At 61.6% G+C, this 18,252-nt stretch carries 19 protein-coding genes; 10 read left to right on the forward strand and 9 right to left on the reverse strand.

The window, feature by feature from the left end:
- The first annotated feature begins 300 nt into the window (after positions 1-300).
- The 3 genes from AC1Q80_RS23055 to AC1Q80_RS23065 all read left to right on the forward strand — a co-directional run bounded on the left by AC1Q80_RS23055 (position 301) and on the right by AC1Q80_RS23065 (position 3,538).
- On the forward strand, positions 301-744 hold the full coding sequence (locus AC1Q80_RS23055; RefSeq protein ID WP_173419555.1) for a MarR family winged helix-turn-helix transcriptional regulator: 444 nt from the start codon (positions 301-303) through the stop codon (positions 742-744).
- Between the two features lie 143 nt (positions 745-887).
- Positions 888-2,456 (forward strand): MFS transporter, encoded by a 1,569-nt coding sequence (locus AC1Q80_RS23060; RefSeq protein WP_492362088.1) that lies wholly within the window; start codon positions 888-890, stop codon positions 2,454-2,456.
- 17 nt (positions 2,457-2,473) lie between these two features.
- Positions 2,474-3,538, forward strand: coding sequence for an HlyD family secretion protein (locus AC1Q80_RS23065; protein WP_209791171.1), 1,065 nt, complete (start codon positions 2,474-2,476; stop codon positions 3,536-3,538).
- Positions 3,539-3,611: 73 nt separating this feature from the next.
- On the opposite strand, the gene rplI is transcribed toward AC1Q80_RS23065, so the two are convergent.
- The 6 genes from rplI to AC1Q80_RS23095 all read right to left on the reverse strand — a co-directional run bounded on the left by rplI (position 3,612) and on the right by AC1Q80_RS23095 (position 7,948).
- Positions 3,612-4,187 (reverse strand): 50S ribosomal protein L9, encoded by a 576-nt coding sequence (gene rplI / locus AC1Q80_RS23070; protein WP_173419557.1) that lies wholly within the window; start codon positions 4,185-4,187, stop codon positions 3,612-3,614.
- Positions 4,188-4,221: 34 nt separating this feature from the next.
- A complete protein-coding gene (locus AC1Q80_RS23075; protein ID WP_492361977.1) occupies positions 4,222-5,175 on the reverse strand; it encodes a DUF2232 domain-containing protein in 954 nt (317 codons plus the stop codon).
- A 195-nt stretch (positions 5,176-5,370) separates the two neighbouring features.
- The gene (gene rpsR / locus AC1Q80_RS23080; RefSeq protein ID WP_025426448.1) at positions 5,371-5,619 is read right to left on the reverse strand and encodes a 30S ribosomal protein S18; all 249 of its coding nucleotides are present in this window, start codon (positions 5,617-5,619) and stop codon (positions 5,371-5,373) included.
- A gap of 27 nt (positions 5,620-5,646) precedes the next feature.
- Positions 5,647-6,093 (reverse strand): 30S ribosomal protein S6, encoded by a 447-nt coding sequence (rpsF, locus tag AC1Q80_RS23085; RefSeq protein ID WP_025426449.1) that lies wholly within the window; start codon positions 6,091-6,093, stop codon positions 5,647-5,649.
- A gap of 284 nt (positions 6,094-6,377) precedes the next feature.
- The gene (locus AC1Q80_RS23090) at positions 6,378-6,890 is read right to left on the reverse strand and encodes a ClbS/DfsB family four-helix bundle protein (protein WP_492361978.1); all 513 of its coding nucleotides are present in this window, start codon (positions 6,888-6,890) and stop codon (positions 6,378-6,380) included.
- 14 nt (positions 6,891-6,904) lie between these two features.
- A complete protein-coding gene (locus AC1Q80_RS23095) occupies positions 6,905-7,948 on the reverse strand; it encodes an aldo/keto reductase (protein WP_492361979.1) in 1,044 nt (347 codons plus the stop codon).
- Between the two features lie 246 nt (positions 7,949-8,194).
- Here AC1Q80_RS23095 and fabD point away from each other — a divergent pair, with 246 nt between their 5' ends.
- The 7 genes from fabD (at position 8,195) to gmk (ending at position 15,173) form a co-directional block, all read left to right on the forward strand.
- Positions 8,195-9,139: an ACP S-malonyltransferase gene (gene fabD / locus AC1Q80_RS23100; RefSeq protein WP_492361980.1), complete on the forward strand. Its 945-nt coding sequence runs from the start codon at positions 8,195-8,197 to the stop codon at positions 9,137-9,139.
- A 27-nt stretch (positions 9,140-9,166) separates the two neighbouring features.
- Complete coding sequence (fabG, locus tag AC1Q80_RS23105) at positions 9,167-9,904, forward strand: 3-oxoacyl-[acyl-carrier-protein] reductase (protein ID WP_492361981.1); 738 nt, start codon at positions 9,167-9,169, stop codon at positions 9,902-9,904.
- Between the two features lie 336 nt (positions 9,905-10,240).
- On the forward strand, positions 10,241-10,477 hold the full coding sequence (locus tag AC1Q80_RS23110) for an acyl carrier protein (protein ID WP_003531676.1): 237 nt from the start codon (positions 10,241-10,243) through the stop codon (positions 10,475-10,477).
- A 220-nt stretch (positions 10,478-10,697) separates the two neighbouring features.
- Entirely contained in the window at positions 10,698-11,963 is a 1,266-nt protein-coding gene (gene fabF / locus AC1Q80_RS23115) for a beta-ketoacyl-ACP synthase II (RefSeq protein WP_492361982.1), read from the forward strand.
- Positions 11,964-12,330: 367 nt separating this feature from the next.
- A complete protein-coding gene (mltG, locus tag AC1Q80_RS23120; RefSeq protein ID WP_492361983.1) occupies positions 12,331-13,518 on the forward strand; it encodes an endolytic transglycosylase MltG in 1,188 nt (395 codons plus the stop codon).
- 104 nt (positions 13,519-13,622) lie between these two features.
- Complete coding sequence (locus tag AC1Q80_RS23125; protein ID WP_173419565.1) at positions 13,623-14,510, forward strand: YicC/YloC family endoribonuclease; 888 nt, start codon at positions 13,623-13,625, stop codon at positions 14,508-14,510.
- Between the two features lie 3 nt (positions 14,511-14,513).
- Positions 14,514-15,173: a guanylate kinase gene (gene gmk / locus AC1Q80_RS23130; RefSeq protein ID WP_112810031.1), complete on the forward strand. Its 660-nt coding sequence runs from the start codon at positions 14,514-14,516 to the stop codon at positions 15,171-15,173.
- A 223-nt stretch (positions 15,174-15,396) separates the two neighbouring features.
- On the opposite strand, the gene rsmA is transcribed toward gmk, so the two are convergent.
- The 3 genes from rsmA to AC1Q80_RS23145 are packed head-to-tail and all read right to left on the reverse strand — an operon-like array spanning position 15,397 to position 18,209.
- A complete protein-coding gene (gene rsmA, locus AC1Q80_RS23135; RefSeq protein WP_492361984.1) occupies positions 15,397-16,224 on the reverse strand; it encodes a 16S rRNA (adenine(1518)-N(6)/adenine(1519)-N(6))-dimethyltransferase RsmA in 828 nt (275 codons plus the stop codon).
- On the reverse strand, positions 16,224-17,252 hold the full coding sequence (pdxA, locus tag AC1Q80_RS23140; protein WP_492361985.1) for a 4-hydroxythreonine-4-phosphate dehydrogenase PdxA: 1,029 nt from the start codon (positions 17,250-17,252) through the stop codon (positions 16,224-16,226). The genes rsmA and pdxA overlap by 1 nt, the downstream gene beginning before the upstream one ends.
- Positions 17,253-17,267: 15 nt before the next feature.
- A complete protein-coding gene (locus tag AC1Q80_RS23145) occupies positions 17,268-18,209 on the reverse strand; it encodes a SurA N-terminal domain-containing protein (RefSeq protein WP_209791178.1) in 942 nt (313 codons plus the stop codon).
- Positions 18,210-18,252 lie beyond the last annotated feature (43 nt).

The following is an 18,252-nucleotide window of genomic DNA, read 5'->3' on the forward strand; positions in this document are numbered from 1 at the left end:
ACCCGGTTTGATCTCTGCGTCCATGCCGGTCAAGTGCAGCAGTGCCACAGTCGCTGGCCATGTGCTGCGACCCGTTGCCTTTGCCCGTTGTTCGACTGATCCACAGGCTGGCGTCACAAAAGTGCGAAAAATAATGCCCGCTTGAAAAACGACGTTGACGCTGCGAATCGCTACGACCCGCGACGGCCTCAATTCTAGCGCCGTTTGCCGCTGCGCTCAAAACGGCATCTTGAAAAGAGCCGCCGGATGGATTAGATAGTGGCAATATAATTAGCATGCTACTAATATGGAAAAGGTACTATGTATCAACCGACCGTGAATCGTGAATTGTTCGACGCCCTGGCGATGGTCAATCGCAAGCTGCGGGCGGTGTTCGATGCCCGCGTCAAGGAACGCGGACTGACGCTGTCACGGGCAAGGGCGCTGTTTGCGCTGACGAAGAAGGATGGCTTGAACCAGCGGGAACTGGCCGACGAACTCGATATCGAGACGCCGACGATCGTGCGCCTGCTGGATGGCATGGAAAAGCAGGGCTTTATCGAGCGTCGGGTTGAGGCCTCGGACCGCCGGGCCAAGCAGGTCCACATGACCGAGCTTGGCCGCACGATCGCCGACGAGATCCTCAGGCTTGCCGATGAGATCCGGGCAGAGGTGCTGCTGGGTGTCGACGCTGACGAGGTCGCGGCCGCGCTGAAGGTGGTCCGCACCATCGCCGACAACGTTCAATCGCTCGCCAAGGAATGATGGTGATGAGTGCCGCCGCGAGCGCTGCAGCCAACGACAACAGGGCCGCCGTCGTCGAAGGCGAGGCGGAGGCGCCCGTAGGCGCAGACGAAGTCTCCCACTTCCCGGCGCCGAGCGTTGCAACGCCGCCCACGCCGCAGCCGATGAGTGTTGCCAGGTCATCGACCTACGTGGTCTGTTCGGCGCTCTTGTTCCTGACCCAGGGCCTGGGCATGAACCTGGCGCTGGCCAATCTTACCCAGCTTCAGGGGTCTCTTTCGGCCACCTCGATCGAGGCCGCCTGGCTCTCGGCGGCCTATATGGCGCCGAATGTTTCGCTGTCCATCGCGCTGGTCAAGATCCGAGCGCAATACGGGCTGCGCCGTTTCGCCGAAATCGGCATCCTCGGCTTCGTGATCGTTTCGTTGATGAACGTCTTTGTTTCCGATCTGCATTCGGCGATCGTCGTTCGCTTCATCAGCGGCATTGCGGCTGCCCCCATGTCGACGCTCGGCTTCCTCTATATGCTGGAGGCCTTCCCGCCGGCGCGCAAATTGACGGTCGGACTTGCCCTGGCGCTGACATGCACAACGATCTCGGCGCCGATCACCCGGCTGATCTCGCCGACGCTGATCGAGTATGGGCAGTGGCATGGGCTCTATACGCTCGAGATGGCGCTGGCGCTGATGGCCTTGCCAATCATTTATCTCATGCCACTGACGCCGGTGCCGCATGCGAAGGTGATCCAGCGAACGGATATCCTCAGCTACCTGCTGGTCGCCGTCGGCTTCGGTTGCATTGCCATCGTGCTGACGATGGGGCGGCTCTACTGGTGGTTCGAGGCGCCATGGCTCGGCGTGCTCCTGGCCATCGCGATCGTGACCCTGACCAGCTTGGTGCTGATCGAACTCAATCGCGAACTGCCGCTGATCGACGTTCGCTGGCTCGCCTCCAGGGAAATCCTGCACTTTACCGCGGTGCTGCTGGTCTTCCGTCTGGTCGCCTCCGAGCAGTCGGCGATTGCGGCAAATTTTTATCAGCTGCTCGGATTGCAGTTCGAACAGGTCGCAACGCTTTACTGGGTCATTCTTGGCGCATCGATCGCCGGCGGCATGCTCTGCGCCGCACTCATGAAGCCGGATCACGCACCGTTCGTGCATGTCCTGGCATTGAGCCTCCTGGCAGCCGGCGCCTATATCGACAGCCAGGCGACCAATCTGACGCGACCGGCGCAGATGTATATGAGCCAGGCGATGATCGCCGCCGGAACCGCGCTTTTCCTGCCGCCTGCCATGGCCAGCGGCTTCAAGGCGGCGCTGATGAAGGGGCCGAACTACATTCTCAGCTTCATCGTCATCTTCCTCTTTACCCAAAGCATCGGCGGCCTGATCGGTACGGCTGCCTTCGGCAGCTTCGTTACCTTGCGTGAGAAGTTTCACTCCAATGTACTGGCCGAGCAGGTCGTGATGTCGAACCCGCTCATTGCCCAGCGCATCAGTCAACTGGCTGCCGCCTATCGCCGCGTGATCGGCGACAGGGCCCTGCTGGACGGCGAGGGCGTCGCGCTGCTCGGACAGCAGGTCACCCGAGAGGCGAACATTCTTGCCTACAACGACGCCTTTCTGCTGGCGTCGGTCATCGCGCTTTGCGCCTTGGCCGGCCTGCTGGCGCATATCCTTTACAAGCGGATTGCGGGGCGCCTTGTGCCTCCCGCAGCTGCGCTCACGTCTTGACGAACAGAGTTACCACCATGCTGAAATTCTTGCGCTCACCCACGACAATCATCGTTTTGCTCGCCGGCCTCTCCGGGCTGACCCTGGTTCTCTATGCCTGGCGGCTGCCGCCGTTCCACAGTTCCGTGGAGATGACCGAAAACGCTTATGTCAGGGGCTACCTGACGATCATGAGTCCGCAACTGTCAGGTTATGTCGCCGAGGTTCCGGTGCACGACTACGAGGAGGTCAAGGCCGGCCAGTTGCTGGTCAAGATCGATGACCGAATCTACGCCCAGAAGCTGGCGCAGGCTGAGGCTGCACTTGCCGCCCAGAAGGCATCGCTTGCCAATTCACGGCAGCAGGAGTTGTCGGCCAAGGCGGGTATCGCCGCAAGTGAAGCGCAATTGGACAGTGCGAAAGCGGCGCTTAACAGAGCGGAGGCATCCTGGGGCAGAATCCGGCCGCTGGCGGAAAAGGGCATCTCGACCCGCAGCGATGCGGACCAGTCGAAAGCCGCGTTCGAGCAAGCGATAGCAGCCGTCAATCAGGCGGAGGCCGGCCTGGAGGTCTCGCGGCAGGCGCTGGCGACGACGCTCGGCGCCCGCGCCGGCCTTCAGGCAGCCGTTGCCGGCGCCGAGGCTGCCGTCGAACTGGCGCGGATCGATCTGGACAACACCCGCATCGTCGCCCCCCGCGATGGCAAGCTCGGCGAGATCGGCGCACGCCTCGGCCAATACGTCACGCCCGGCTCGCAACTTCTGTTCGTCGTGCCGCACGACGTGTGGGTGCTGGCGAATTTCAAGGAAACGCAGCTCGATGGCATGAAGGCAGGCCAGCCGGTGACCATTTCCGTCGATGCACTGCAAAAGAGCATGCTGACCGGGCATATCGAGCGTTTCTCGCCGGCCGCCGGCTCCGAGTTCAGCATCATCCGCCCTGATAATGCCACCGGCAATTTCACCAAGGTCGCCCAGCGCGTTGGTGTGCGGATCGCGGTCGATCCCGGCCAACCGCTTGCCGATCTGCTGTCGCCCGGTCTTTCCGTCGTCGTGCGCGTCGACAAGAACGCCGCGCCCGTGGCCGAGCCTGCCCATAGCTGAAGCCAAGTCGGCGCAAAAGAAAAAGCCCGGATCCTGGGATCCGGGCTCTCTCAATCAGAACGGCCAGTAAGGCTTATTCTTCTTCGCCGTCGAAGTCGGCTTCCGGGTTGAAGAAGTCTTCCGGCTTCAGCGCGTCTTCGTCAACGCCGTAGATGGCGTCGGCCGAGGTCAGGCTTTCGCCCTTGGACTGGCGCTCAGCTTCTTCAGCCGAACGGGCAACGTTGACTTCAACTGCGATTTCGACTTCCGAATGCAGGTGCAGCGTAACGTTGTGCAGGCCGATCGACTTGATCGGGTGGTTCAGGTCGACCTGGTTGCGGCCGATGTTGAAGCCGGCGGCAGCCAGAACTTCGATAACGTCGCGAGCAGCAACCGAACCGTAGAGCTGGCCGGTTTCGCCAGCCGAGCGCACGATGATGAAGGACTTGCCTTCGAGCTTCTCGGCAACCTTCTGGGCTTCCGACTTGCGCTCGAGGTTACGGGCTTCGAGCGTCGAGCGCTCGGCTTCAAAGCGGGTCTTGTTGGCAGCGTTGGCGCGCAGTGCCTTGCCGAGCGGCAGCAGGTAGTTGCGTGCGAAGCCGTCGCGAACCTTTACGGTTTCGCCCATCTGGCCGAGCTTTGCGATACGTTCGAGAAGAATGACTTCCATGATCTTGTCCTTTCAGAGTTCAGGTTTGGTGAGGTCAGTTTTTTCCCACCGGGGTGACCGCGATGGTGCGTCGCGTATCGGTCAGTCCCGTCAGGAGGAAGAAGATTGCCGGGATCGTGAACACGAGCACCGACAGGTATGCGATCCACAACACGGGAAGCCGCCAGGACTTGCCGCGCGTGCGGAAGTGGAAGGATGCGAAACCGGCAAGCAGGAAGCCCGCGCCGAAGGTTCCGCAGATGAGCGCGCCGATCGTCGCCGGAGCGCCGCCCAGAAAGGTCAGGACCAGCCCGCCGAGAAAAATGAATATTGCATTGCGGTGCATGCGCAGCGTCGACGGAATGTCTTCGCGCGGGCGCAACGACTTGCCCGACATCTGCACGATGCGGGTGGCGATGTAGTAGGCGGTAAACAGCATCACCACCCAGACGGCGCCCTGGATGAGCGGGAGGGCCAGCGTGAAGATCGACTTGATCTGCGCAATCGCCGCAGCGTCGGGGTTGTAGAGGGGTTCCTGAGCCTTCACCGCCTCGATGACAATGTCGACCATGCGGTCGGACACGCCAGAATCATATCCGACGATGAAGCCGACGATGATCATGCCGGCAGTTACCAGGCCGGCGAGGTGGCTGAGAATGTCGGAAAGCGGGTACCAGGCAAGCGCACCATCAGGGCCGCCGAGTTCGGTTGCTGGGCGCGCCAGATTGGCGAGATGGCTGAGCCACCCGGCCGGGATGAGCGTCACGACGAGGATCAGCAGCGCGAACTGGGGTGAAATCAGAGCGGCAGCGGTCGCGCCGGCGCTGATGATGGCGGTGATCGCGGCTGCATTGCCCCAGCCGAGGCCGGCAATAAGAATGGGAAGCGCCGAAGCGGCATAGAGAACGATCGCAAGCGACGACTGCGTGTTCGCGCCCATCGACAGGAGGGCAGCGGTAACGCCGGCGAGAGCGCCGGTCAGCAGCGATGTCTTGTTCACGGTGTTCACGGTCGCTGTCCTGCTTCGTGCAGTTAGGGGATGGCCAAGGGTCAGCCCCAACATGGGATTTCCGTGTGTTTCCACACGAGGGTTCCGATCCGCGCCCAACGCGGAAGGGAGAGGGCAAGGCGTCACGTAAAGGGAGCGCCTTGCCTCAGAGTCGGTTTCCGTTGAGTCAGGCGACCAACGGAAGGTCAGCCGTTGTTACGAAACGACGTAAGGCAGCAGGCCGAGGAAGCGGGCGCGCTTGATCGCCTGGGCGAGTTCGCGCTGCTTCTTCTGGGAAACGGCCGTGATGCGGGAAGGAACGATCTTGCCGCGCTCGGAAATGTAGCGCTGCAGCAGACGGATGTCCTTGTAGTCGATCCGCGGAGCGTTTGCGCCCGAGAAGGGGCAGGTCTTGCGGCGACGGTGGAACGGGCGACGAACCGGAGCGGAAGAAACTTCAGCCATTGTCTTTAATCTCCTAAAGTTTCTTGATTAAGCGCGGTCTTCGCGCGGACGACGCGGGCGGTCTTCGCGGTCGCCACGGTCCGGACGCGGACCACGGTCGCCGAAGCCACGCTCCGGACGGTCGCCATCGCGGCGCGGACGGTCGTCGCGGTCGCGCTTCTGCATCATGGCAGACGGGCCTTCTTCGTGCTTCTCGACGGCGATCGTCATGTAGCGCAGGACGTCTTCGTTGATGCGCATCTGACGCTCGATTTCGTGAACAGCGGCTGCCGGAGCATCGATGTCCATGAGAACGTAGTGAGCCTTGCGGTTCTTCTTGATGCGGTAGGTGAGGGACTTGAGGCCCCAGTTCTCGACGCGACCGACCTTGCCGCCGTTTGCTTCGAGGACGCCCTTGTACTGCTCGACGAGACCGTCGACCTGCTGCGGCGTGATGTCCTGGCGGGCCAGGAATACGTGTTCATAAAGAGCCATTGTGGCTTACCTTTCTTGCGTTAATCAGCCCGGACATCGGCGGCTAAGCCTCAACGACTGTTCTTATTGGCTGACACGCAGCCGGCAAGAAAGTGTTGTATCGAGACGGTCGAGAGCGGAGACACGGGAGGCCGGAAAGACTTGCAATCCTAACGGCTCCCCTCGAGGAAGCCGGCCCTCCGTTCAGCCACCAGCCAGAAGACCGGGCATTTCGAACAGCGCGCTTATACGCATATTTCAGCGAAAGGCAAGGCTTGGCCGGTCTTTTCGCCCGGTTTTGCCTTTCAAGCAGTTCCCGCGGTCTTCTTCCACTTGCGCAAACGCCCGCGGGCATTGGCATAGGGTGAGGACGTGTTGAACTGGATCATGCGGCCAAGCGGCCATTTGCCGTACCAGGGCTGACCGTAGAGTGCTCGGTCATCGCGCGCCTCGATCAGGGCGACCAATCGATCCTTGCTGGCTGCGAGGCGCGGCAGGCGTTCGGCGGGTGGAAGCGCCTGGTAGTCGTTATAGAATTTCTGCGCGAGCCGGCCGAGTTCGTTCCACTTGTATCCCGTCTCCGGAAAATCGACCGGCAGGCCTTGCTCGTCCCGTTCGACCCACTTGATCACCAGTTCGCCCCAGCCGATGAGGTAGGCGACGAGGTCGCCCACACTCATCATCGTGCCCTTGGCATGCCCATCGAGCGAAGGCTCGGCGAATCGCTCCGGTGCTATGCCGTCGAGTTCGCGGCGGAGTTTGGCGAACTCCGTCTGGATGGCGAAGAGCAGTTCCGCTTTCGTCTGGGGCACGGACATGGGCTGTTTCGCGCTCAGATCGGCATGGGATAGAGTCGGTGCAGGCGGCGAATGCCGTTCATGACGTCCTGCGACAGCGTCATTCCGGCCGCACCGAGATCCGTCTTCAACTGTTCCATCGAGGTTGCGCCGATGATGGCGGAAGCCATGAACGGGCGGGAGAGGCAGAAGGCGATCGCCAGCTGCGAGGGGTCGATCCCATGCTCGCGGGCCAGCGCCACATAACCGGCGACGGCCGGCTCCTGGTGCGGCGTGAAGCGGCCGCCGAGATCGCCGTTGATCGCAAGCCGCGAGCCGGTCGGCCTGATGCCGTCGAGGTACTTGCCGGTCAACAGGCCGGCTGCGAGCGGCGAATAGGCGAGAAGCCCTACGTCCTCGTGATGCGAAAGCTCGGCGAGATCGAGGTCGTAGGCTCTGTAGAGAAGATTGTATTCGTTCTGGATCGAGGCGACGCGTGGCAGGCCGTGGCGTTCGGCCATGTCGATGAGCTTCATCGTGCCCCAGGCGGTGTCGTTCGAGAGACCGATTGCCCGCACCTTGCCGGCTTTCACCACGTCACCGAGCTTTTCGAGGATCGCCTGGAGGTCGGCCGCCACATGGGCCTTGTTCTGTTTGGCGGGCTCGTAGGACCAGGCATTGCGGAAATGGTAGTGACCGCGGTTCGGCCAATGGATCTGGTAGAGGTCGATGTAATCCGTCTTCAGCCGCTTGAGGCTGGCGTCGACCGCTTCATCGATGCCCTCGGGGGTGATCGGGCCGCCATTGCGAATATAAGGTCGCCCGGAGCCGGCAACCTTGGTGGCGACCACGACGTCGTCGCGACGGCCGCGTTTGACCAGCCACTCGCCGATAAAGCGCTCGGTATCGCCATAGGTTTCGGCCGAAAGCGGCGTCGTTGGGTAGAGTTCAGCGGTGTCGATGAAGTTCACACCTTTGTCGAAGGCGTAGTCGAGTTGTTCGTGCGCCTCGGCTTCGGAGTTCTGCGAGCCCCAGGTCATTGTGCCCAGGCAGATTTCGGAAACCTTGATGTCGGTCCGGCCAAGCGTGTTGTAACGCATTGCGTGATGGTCCTTATGGATGGCGGGTCTCGACCCAGGACGAAGGGTGCCCGCGATAGAAAAGGGTGAAGGCCGCAAGCCCAGGGGAGGTTGAACGGGCAGGGCGGCGATGCGCGGCAAACTTACGCCTTGATTGGCGAAGATCAAGGGCAAAAGGCCGCCCGAAGCCCGCAAAGCCGGGCCTGCGCGCTTGACTCACCGTTCAGGAATGTGAATGGAGAGGAAAACTAGGGAAGGGACAATCCCATGAGTATTGCATTCACGTTCCCGGGCCAGGGCAGCCAGGCTGTCGGTATGGGCAAGGATCTGGCGGACGCGTTTCCGGAAGCAGCTGCGGTGTTTGCCGAGGTTGACGACGCGCTCGGCGAGAAGCTCTCCGAGGTCATGTGGAGCGGCCCCGAGGAAACGCTGACACTGACGGCCAACGCCCAACCGGCGCTGATGGCCGTGTCGATGGCGGTGATCCGTGTGCTGGAAGCCAAGGGCCTCGATCTGAAGAGCAAGGTCTCGTTCGTGGCCGGCCATTCGCTCGGCGAGTACTCGGCGCTCTGTGCCGCCGGAACCTTCTCGATTGCCGACACGGCGCGCCTCCTGCGCATCCGCGGCAATGCCATGCAGGCGGCCGTTCCCGTCGGCAAGGGCGCGATGGCGGCGATCATCGGTCTTGAGCATGCGGATGTCGATGCCATCTGCCGTGAAGCCTCGGCGCTCGGCTCCTGCCAGATCGCCAACGACAATGGTGGCGGTCAGCTGGTAATCTCCGGCGAGAAGGCGGCCGTCGAAAAGGCTGCGGCACTTGCGTCGGAAAAAGGCGCCAAGCGCGCCCTGATGCTGCCGGTTTCGGCTCCTTTCCATTCGAGCCTGATGGCGCCCGCGGCCGATGCGATGCGCGAAGCGCTTGCCAAGGTTGAGAAGCACAATCCGTCCATCCCGGTCATCGCCAACGTCCTGGCCGCTCCGGTCAGTGACGCCGAAGAGATTGCACGCCTTCTGGTCGAGCAGGTGACAGGTCAGGTTCGCTGGCGCGAGACGGTGGAGTGGTTCGCCGCCAACAACGTCACGACGCTTTATGAAGTGGGTTCCGGCAAGGTTCTCACCGGGCTTGCCCGCCGGATCGACAAGTCCGTCACCGGCATTACCGTCAACACGCCTGCCGATATCGACACCGCGCTCTCGGCGCTTCTGGCCTGAGTGCTCCAGTTATAAGGAATCAATCCGATGTTCGATCTTTCCGGCCGTAAGGCTCTTGTAACCGGTGCATCCGGTGGTATCGGCGAAGAAATCGCCCGCATGCTGCACGCCCAGGGCGCAATCGTCGGCCTTCACGGCACGCGCGTCGAGAAGCTCGAGGCGCTTGCGAACGAACTCGGCGATCGCGTCCAGCTGTTCCCGGCCAACCTTTCCGATCGCGCCGAAGTCAAGGCGCTGGGCGAGAAGGCCGAGGCTGAACTGGGCGGCGTCGACATCCTCGTGAACAATGCCGGCATCACCAAGGATGGTCTTTTCGTTCGCATGAGCGACGAGGACTGGGACAATGTGCTGGAGGTCAATCTGACCGCCGTGTTCCGCCTGACCCGCGAGCTGACCCATCCGATGATGCGCCGCCGCTTCGGCCGCATCGTCAACATCACCTCGATCGTCGGCGTGACCGGCAACCCCGGCCAGGCAAACTACTGTGCCTCGAAGGCCGGCATGATCGGCCTTTCGAAGTCGCTCGCTCAGGAAATCGCGACCCGCAACGTCACCGTCAACTGCGTTGCGCCCGGCTTCATCGAGAGCGCCATGACCGGCAAGCTGAACGACAAGCAGAAGGACGCCATCATGGGAGCGATCCCGATGCGACGCATGGGAACCGGCGCCGAGATTGCGTCCGCCGTCGCCTATCTCGCTTCGAACGAAGCAGGCTACGTTACCGGCCAGACGATTCACGTCAACGGTGGCATGGCAATGATCTGACGTGGTGTCCGGGGCCCTGCATTGCGCGCGCACCAACAGGCGCGTTTTCTGCCTGCAATGCTCCGGCATATCACCTGCCAAATGCCTGAAATTCAATGTTGAGCAAGCGATTGTCAGGCATTTTCGCACTTTGCGGCAGACCTAAACCGTGTTAATCGGGCCATGACTGTTAGCAGTCGACCGGCCCCGCCAGGTGTCCGGCAGCCTTGGCTGCCTTGGGTTTGCCGCGGTTCTGGTTGGATGGATTGCCCGTTGGACCGTCTTGGTCTATCAGGCGTATTGAGAGTACCGGTGCCAGAAAGGCGCCCAGAGAAACGAAGGTCGAGGAACTCCGACATGAGCGATATCGCAGAACGCGTAAAGAAAATTGTTATTGATCATCTTGGCGTCGACGCCGAAAAGGTCAGCGAAGGCGCAAGCTTTATCGATGACCTCGGCGCGGACTCGCTCGACACCGTCGAACTGGTCATGGCATTCGAAGAAGAATTCGGCGTCGAAATCCCGGATGATGCTGCGGATTCGATCCTGACTGTCGGCGACGCCGTCAAGTTCATCGAAAAGGCCCAGGCCTAATATTTCACGGCCAAGCCGTAGACGGGCCGCGTTCAGCGGCCCGTACCAGCCCAGGGGATGTGGGCTGTCCCGTGCTGAGCGCGGGTTCTCGATCAGCAATGCGGTCCGGCATTTCCCTCTGATCGTTGCTACAAGAACTTAAAATGGATGCACGGATCGGGTTCGTCACACGTGGTCCGATCCGGCTCTGAAATTGAACAGTCAGGGTGGGTTGCGGACTATGAGACGTGTCGTTATCACCGGTACCGGCATGGTATCTCCTTTGGGTTGCGGAACCGAGGCAACTTGGGCGCGCCTGATCGCGGGCGACAATGCTGCGCGCAGGGTCACGGAATTCGAAGTCGAAGATCTGCCCGCGAAAATTGCGTGCCGCCTTCCATTCGGCGATGGCTCGAACAACACCTTCAATGCCGATGACTGGATGGAGCCGAAGGAACAGCGCAAGGTTGACCCCTTCATTGTCTACGCGATGGCCGCTGCCGACATGGCGCTGGCCGACGCCGGCTGGAAACCCGAAAACGACGAAGACCAGATTGCAACCGGCGTCCTGATCGGTTCGGGCATCGGTGGTCTCGAAGGCATTGTCGAAGGTGGCTATACGCTGCGCGACAAGGGCCCTCGACGCATTTCGCCCTTCTTCATTCCCGGCCGCCTGATCAACCTTGCCTCGGGCCAGGTTTCGATCCGCCACAAGCTGCGCGGTCCCAATCACTCTGTCGTCACCGCCTGCTCGACCGGCGCGCATGCTATCGGTGACGCGATGCGCCTTATTGCGCTCGGCGACGCCGACGTCATGGTGGCCGGTGGTGCCGAATCGCCGATCTGCCGTATCTCGCTCGCGGGCTTTGCCGCCTGCAAGGCGCTGTCGACACAGCACAATGATGATCCGCAAAGGGCATCGCGTCCCTATGATGTCGATCGCGACGGTTTCGTCATGGGCGAAGGTGCCGGCATCGTGATCCTGGAAGAACTGGAACATGCCAAGGCGCGCGGCGCGAAGATCTATGCCGAAGTCGTCGGCTACGGCCTTTCCGGCGACGCCTATCACATCACGGCGCCGTCCGAAGATGGCGATGGTGCCTATCGCTGCATGCAGATGGCGCTGAAGCGCGCCGGATTGACGGCGGCTGACGTCGACTACATCAACGCCCACGGCACCTCGACCATGGCCGACACGATCGAGCTTGGTGCAGTCGAGCGGCTTGTCGGCGAACATGCCTCGACGATTTCCATGTCGTCGACCAAGTCGGCAATCGGCCACCTGCTGGGGGCTGCCGGTGCGGTCGAAGCGATCTTTTCGGTGCTGGCGATCCGCGACAACATTGCGCCGCCGACGCTGAACCTCGACAATCCCTCCGTCGAGACCAAGATCGACCTGGTGCCGCATGTTGCCCGCAAGCGCGAGATCAATGTCGCTCTGTCGAACTCCTTCGGCTTCGGCGGCACAAACGCTTCTCTGGTTCTGCGCCGCTATACCGGCGCTTGATATTGCCGAGCTTATCAACGGGGCGATGTTCATCACAGCCCCGTTGATCCTGCTTTTGCCGCATTGCTCGCTACAAGCATGTAGCAGGAGGACGTGCCGCCTTTCTCTAGGGATCGGCACTGCCTGACGGCTATGTTCGCGCAAGGCACATCTGACAGTCTGTTGTATCGCTATTGCCGCGCGCATGCTGGCTGTCGTCGAGCGAAAATGCCGTTGACTGGCGGGTGCGCCGAAACCATTTATTCCACTGCCGGCCCCAAGGGCTGGCTGCGGCTCAAACGTTTTGATTTATACCTGCCACGGTCCAGGCCGAAATTCGCACCGCGGCAGCTAGAATGAGGATGCGAATTTCGGGTTCGGGACAATCGTGAGCGACTCAAACGAGAACGGCGCGGCGCAATTCGGCCGCAGTGACACCGGGAACAGCGGGCCGATCATTCCGAAATCGGCCAGCGAAGCCTTGCGGCCCGAGAAGGCACCGCAGCCGCCGAAGCGTTCGCGCAAGGCGCGCAGCCAGGTTGTGATCTTTCTGAATTTCGTCATGACCGTTATCGTTTTCGCCGCACTCGCCGCGGCCGGCGCGGTCTACTACGCCATGCACCAATACGAGAAGGCAGGCCCGCTCGAAGCCAACAAGAACTTCATCGTCAGAAGCGGCGCCGGTATCAGCGAGATCGCCAGCGGTCTCGAACGTGGCAACATCATCACCGATGGCCGCGTCTTCAGGTTCGTCTCTGAGGCTTACCTCGACAACGACACGCTCAAAGCAGGCGAATACGAGATCAAGGCCGGGTCTTCGATGCAGGAGATCATGCAACTGCTGAAATCCGGCAAGTCCATTCTCTACTCCGTGTCGCTGCCCGAAGGACTGACCGTCAAGCAGATGTTCAGCCGGTTGTCTGGTGACGAGGTTCTTGTCGGCGATCTGCCGAAGGAACTGCCTGTTGAGGGTTCGTTGAAGCCGGACACCTATAAATTTACCCGCGGCACCAAGCGTGTGGAAATCGTGCAGCAGATGGCGGCCGCCCAGAAGGCATTGGTCGACCAGATCTGGGAGAAGCGCGATCCGAACCTTCCGGTCTCGACCGTCGAGGAGTTCGTCACGCTTGCTTCGATCGTGGAAAAGGAAACCGGGCGTGCCGACGAACGTCCACGCGTTGCCTCCGTCTTCATCAACCGGCTGGACAAGGGCATGCGCCTGCAGTCCGACCCCACCATCATCTACGGCATTTTCGGCGGCGATGGGAAACCGGCGGACCGGCCGATCCTGAAGTCGGATCTCGACAAGAATACGCCCTATAACACCTACATCATCAAGGGCCTGCCGCCGACGCCGATCGCCAATCCAGGTCGCGCAGCACTTGAAGCCGTTGCCAATCCGTCCCGCACACCGGAGCTCTACTTCGTTGCCGACGGCACGGGCGGCCACGTTTTTGCCGTCACATTGGATGAACACAACGCCAATGTTCGCCGCTGGCGCAAGGTAGAAGCCGAAAAGGCAGCTGAAGCGGCAAAGGCCGCCCAGGACGCAGCAACGGCGGCGCAGCCTCAGTAACAACAGCCTTGCATTGTGGACGGACTTACCACGGCGCGGATATCCCTTGCGGGATACCGCGCCGTCGCCTTATTGCTTCTCCAGAAAATGCAACGGAGGTGAGGATGCCGCTCCAATCGATGACCGGCTTTGCCCGGAGAGAAGGCAGCAGCGGCCGCCATCGCTGGGCTTGGGAATTGCGCTCCGTCAACGGCAAGGGCCTTGATGTCAGGCTACGCTTGCCGCAAGGGCTTGAGCGGTTCGAGCCGGGCGTACGCCGGCTTGCTGCGGAGTTCTTTTCCCGAGGCAATCTGCAGGTCAGTCTGTCCGTCAGCGGAGCGGAGAACGTTGTTGAAGCTGTGGTGAACCAGGCGGCGCTGACAGCGGTCCTGGGCCTGCGTGAGCAACTCGGCGACCTCGTCGATCCCGCGCCGCTGAAGTTCGACACGCTGCTGGCAATTCGGGGCATCGTCGACTTCCGCGAACCCGAGGAGAGCGAAGCGCAACGTGCCGCCCTCGACGACGATATCATGACCGGACTCAAGCTCGCTCTGAACGATCTGCGCGAAATGCGCGAGGAAGAGGGCGGTGCGCTCTGTCAGATCCTGCTGGGGCAGGTCGAGACCATCGAGACGCTGACGGCAACGGTCGAAACCGATCCCTCGCGCAGTCCGGCGGCAATTGCCGAAAAGCTGGCGCAGCAGGTGGCGCTGGTGGTGGGCAACGGCTCTTCGCTCGATCGCGACAGGCTGTATGCCGAAGTGGCACTGCTCGCCACCAAGGCCGATCTGAGAGAGGAGCTGGACAGGCTCGGCTCTCATGTTGTCGCCGCCCGCGACCTCTTGTCGAAAGGCGGGCCGGTCGGCCGCAAGCTTGATTTCCTGGCACAGGAATTTAACCGGGAATCGAATACGATCTGTTCCAAGTCGAATGCGGCTGCGGTCTCCGCCGCCGGCATCGAGTTGAAAGTTGTGATCGATCAGTTCCGCGAACAGGTTCAGAATTTGGAGTAACGCATGAAACCGGCGACACCTTCGCCCATCAAGATCGCCCGCCGCGGGCTGATGCTGGTCATTTCCTCACCCTCGGGTGCGGGAAAGTCGACGATCGCGCGCAACCTGCTGGAAGCCGATCCCGAAATGAGCATCTCGGTCAGCGTGACCACGCGCCAGCGTCGTCCAAGCGAAATTGATGGCCGGCACTATCACTTCAAGTCGATCCGCGAGTTCGAAGCGCTTCGGGCGACCGACTCGCTGTTGGAATGGGCTGAGGTTCACGGCAATTTCTACGGCACGCCGCGCGACGCCGTCGAAGCCGCGATGGCCGCCGGCCGCGACATGCTTTTCGATATCGACTGGCAAGGCGCCCAGCAGCTTCAGGAGAAGATGGCCGGCGACGTCGTCTCGATCTTCATCCTGCCGCCTTCGATGGCGGAGCTGCAATCGCGGCTGCATCGCCGGGCCGAAGACAGCGAGGAAGTGATCGCCACGCGCCTGGCCAATTCGCGTGCTGAAATCGAACATTGGCGCGAATACGACTACATCGTTCTCAACGACGATCTCGACCGTGCCTTTTCGTCCGTCCGTGCGATCGTCGAGGCGGAACGCCTGCGCCGGGACCGTCGTCCGGGCCTGTTCGAATTCGTCAATGGGCTTTTGACGGAAAACCCGTTCTGACCACGACAGCGGCCGGGCAATACCGGCCGCTCATCCGGCAACGGTCGTCCGACAAGCATGTGCGCGACGGCGCACGCGAAGCTTTTTCTGCGAAAACTATCATGACGGCTTTCCGTCAGGAAACGCATGGAAACAAAGCGATAGAGCGTCTTGGTGAATCTGTTTCACCGGTAGTGCTCGCGGCGCTGAACCAGAACCTAAAGAGCCGTTTGCCCGCAAGATGCTAAAGGCAGTTCGCCAGTCGGCAGAATTCTTCCACGGAAAGCGTTTCCGCGCGCCGCTGCGGATCAATCTCGGCTTTTGCCAGCAGCGCTTCGCCACCAAGCGGCTTCAGGCTCTGCCGGAGCATCTTGCGACGTTGGCCGAAGGCGGCATGAGTGACCCTTTCGAGCGAGGTCACTGCGCACGGAATAGGATTGGCAATCGGCTCCAGATGCACCACCGAAGACGTCACCTTTGGCGGTGGCGTGAAAGCCTGGGGCGGCACGTCGAAGGCCATGCGGGCATTCGTCCGCCAGCCACACAGGACACCCAGCCGACCGTAGTGATCGTCGTCCGCATCAGCGACGATCCGCAAGCCCACCTCGCGCTGGAACATCAGTGTCAGCGATAGCCAGAAGGGGGGCCATGTCTTTGGCAGCAGCCAGTTGACGAGAAGCTGCGTGCCGACATTGTAAGGCAGGTTGGCAATGATCTTGACGGGGCCGCCACCGCTGATTGCCTCGAAATCGACCTTCAGCGCATCACCTTCGATGACCTCAAGCCGGTTCGGATAGTGATCGGAGATTTCGGCAAGTGCTGGCAGGCAGCGGGAATCCCGCTCGATCGCCACCACCTTCTTTGCGCCGAGCGCCAGGATCGCACGCGTCAGGCCTCCCGGCCCAGGTCCGACCTCGATGACCGTGACATCCTCGAGCGCCCCGGCCGTCCGGGCGATCTTCTGGGTGAGATTGAGGTCGAGCAGGAAGTTCTGCCCAAGCGCCTTCTTGGCGTCGAGGCCATGACGCTGAATTACGTCCCGTAGCGGCGGGAGTCCGTCGAGAGCGGCCATCAGACGATAACTCCTGCGGTATTATTGGAAAGCTCTGCCGCGAGTGTCAGGGCCGCGAACAGGCTGTCGTCACGGGCGATACCCTTGCCGGCGAGGCTGAAAGCAGTACCGTGGTCGGGCGACGTACGGATGAAGGGAAGGCCAAGCGTGACGTTGACGCTGTCGTCGAAACCAAGTGCCTTGGCCGGGATCAGCGCCTGATCGTGGTACATGCAGATCGCGACGTCGTAGGTCGCCCGCGCGCGGTCGTGAAACATCGTATCGGCGGGCAGTGGCCCGGTGGCGTTGATGCCTTCCGCGCGCAACCGCTCGACGACCGGACGGATGATCGCATCGTCCTCGGCGCCTAGGGCGCCGCCTTCACCTGCATGCGGATTGAGCCCGGCGATCGCCAGCTTCGGCTTGTGGATGCCGAAGCGCGCGCGAAGGTCGATGGCGGTGATTGTGCAGGTCCGGTAGATCAAATCAGCTGTGAGCTGGGCCGGAACGTCTTTTAGTGGGATGTGGATCGTGACAGGCACGGCCCGAAGCTTGGGGCCGGCCAGCATCATCACCGGCAACAGGGTTTCGCCGGTGGCCTTCTCTGCGAGATCCGCCAGGTACTCGGTATGGCCCGGAAAGCGAAAGCCGGCGAGATAGAGCACGGCCTTGGCAATGGGGTTCGTGACCACGGCCGAAGCTTCGCCATTCATGACCAGCCGCACCGCCGTGTCGATGGCACCCGTTATTGCCGGCGCGTTGGCAGAATCTGCCTCGCCAGCGATGACGGGAGCCATGCAGCGCACGGGCAGAACGGGCAGGGCATCATCAAAATGGGAGACTGCGTTCGCACAATCGGTCTCGCGGATCGAGACCGCATGGCCGAGCAAGTCGGCTCTGGCGGCCAGAGCGGCAGGATCGCCGATGAAAAGGAACGGCGGGGTTGAGCGTTCGCGGCGACCAAGCCACGCGGTCAGGCTAAGGTCCAACCCGATCCCGGCAGGATCGCCCATGGTCAGGGCGAGGGGCCCGCCGGTCGTATCGCGCATTTTTGCCCGCTGATCTTACTTGTTGACGATCTGCGCCTTCTTGCGCAGTTCCTCGATATATTTTTCGCTGTTCGGATCTTCGCCGCCGGCCTTCTTCTTGCCGAGGTCCTCGGCGCGGAAGACGATTTCGGCTGCGGTGTCGTCATTGACCTGGCGCTTCTTGCAGATGGCGAGAAACTCGACACCCTTTTCGGTCACGCGCGTTCCCGTCGTGTTGCCGTCGCCGGCCTTCTCGACAAGTGGCTTCCATTCGTCCGGCAATTGCTGGGCCAGCATGCGGCCGAGATCGCGAATGGAAACGTCGCGATAGTTCGCCGCAAAAACCTTTGCCGTATCGCATCCCGGGAACTGGGCACGCGCAGCGTTGGCTTCCGCTTGACGCTTACCGGTGATGGCGCCGCGCTTCTTCTCCGGAATGACGAAGATGACCTGCTTGAAATAGTATTCCGTCGTGACGGGCTTGTTGCCGCCGCCTTCCATCATCCGCTTGACGAGATCGGCGCCCTGCAGGCGGTTTCCACTACCGAAGCGGAAATTGACGGCGCGCGGCCAGCTCATCTGCACGGCGATGAACTGCTTGAAGTGGTCGGAGCCAACACCGGCCTGGTCGAGGATCTTACCAAGCTGCTCGGGAGAGAGCTTGTTGCCGGCCGCAAAGCGCGCAAAGGCCGCGTCCACGTCCTGCGTGCTGACCGACTGGCCGATCCGCGCGATTTCTGCGCGCTTCAATACTTCGTCGACGAGTTGCTTCTTGGCTTCCTCGGCACTGCCGCCCTGGCGTTGCAGGCGAAGGAAGGCGACGCGCTTGGCAATGTCGCCGGAGGTGATCACGGTGTTGTTGACCGTTACCTTCACCTGGCTTGCAGCCTGCGCGCTGGCGCAAACGGCAATGCTCAGGCTGCCGGCCAAAGCCATTACCGAAAGCGTCCTCAAGATCGACATTTTCCCGCCCATCATCTTTTCCTGTCCTTGGCGCGGTCGAAACGTGGTGCTTCGATCC

The organism is Ensifer sp. GW823-FHT05D09 (assembly GCF_058795755.1).

Bases quoted from the DNA above. Each gene is read 5' to 3' on its own strand.
- AC1Q80_RS23055 (WP_173419555.1), top strand. From the start codon at position 301: ATGTATCAACCGACCGTGAATCGTGAATTGTTCGACGCCCTGGCGATG.
- AC1Q80_RS23060 (WP_492362088.1), top strand. From the start codon at position 888: ATGAGTGTTGCCAGGTCATCGACCTACGTGGTCTGTTCGGCGCTCTTG.
- AC1Q80_RS23065 (WP_209791171.1), top strand. From the start codon at position 2,474: ATGCTGAAATTCTTGCGCTCACCCACGACAATCATCGTTTTGCTCGCC.
- rplI (WP_173419557.1), bottom strand. From the start codon at position 4,187: ATGGAAGTCATTCTTCTCGAACGTATCGCAAAGCTCGGCCAGATGGGC.
- rpsR (WP_025426448.1), bottom strand. From the start codon at position 5,619: ATGGCTGAAGTTTCTTCCGCTCCGGTTCGTCGCCCGTTCCACCGTCGC.
- rpsF (WP_025426449.1), bottom strand. From the start codon at position 6,093: ATGGCTCTTTATGAACACGTATTCCTGGCCCGCCAGGACATCACGCCG.
- AC1Q80_RS23090 (WP_492361978.1), bottom strand. From the start codon at position 6,890: ATGTCCGTGCCCCAGACGAAAGCGGAACTGCTCTTCGCCATCCAGACG.
- AC1Q80_RS23095 (WP_492361979.1), bottom strand. From the start codon at position 7,948: ATGCGTTACAACACGCTTGGCCGGACCGACATCAAGGTTTCCGAAATC.
- fabD (WP_492361980.1), top strand. From the start codon at position 8,195: ATGAGTATTGCATTCACGTTCCCGGGCCAGGGCAGCCAGGCTGTCGGT.
- fabG (WP_492361981.1), top strand. From the start codon at position 9,167: ATGTTCGATCTTTCCGGCCGTAAGGCTCTTGTAACCGGTGCATCCGGT.
- AC1Q80_RS23110 (WP_003531676.1), top strand. From the start codon at position 10,241: ATGAGCGATATCGCAGAACGCGTAAAGAAAATTGTTATTGATCATCTT.
- fabF (WP_492361982.1), top strand. From the start codon at position 10,698: ATGAGACGTGTCGTTATCACCGGTACCGGCATGGTATCTCCTTTGGGT.
- AC1Q80_RS23125 (WP_173419565.1), top strand. From the start codon at position 13,623: ATGCCGCTCCAATCGATGACCGGCTTTGCCCGGAGAGAAGGCAGCAGC.
- gmk (WP_112810031.1), top strand. From the start codon at position 14,514: ATGAAACCGGCGACACCTTCGCCCATCAAGATCGCCCGCCGCGGGCTG.
- rsmA (WP_492361984.1), bottom strand. From the start codon at position 16,224: ATGGCCGCTCTCGACGGACTCCCGCCGCTACGGGACGTAATTCAGCGT.
- pdxA (WP_492361985.1), bottom strand. From the start codon at position 17,252: ATGCGCGATACGACCGGCGGGCCCCTCGCCCTGACCATGGGCGATCCT.
- AC1Q80_RS23145 (WP_209791178.1), bottom strand. From the start codon at position 18,209: ATGATGGGCGGGAAAATGTCGATCTTGAGGACGCTTTCGGTAATGGCT.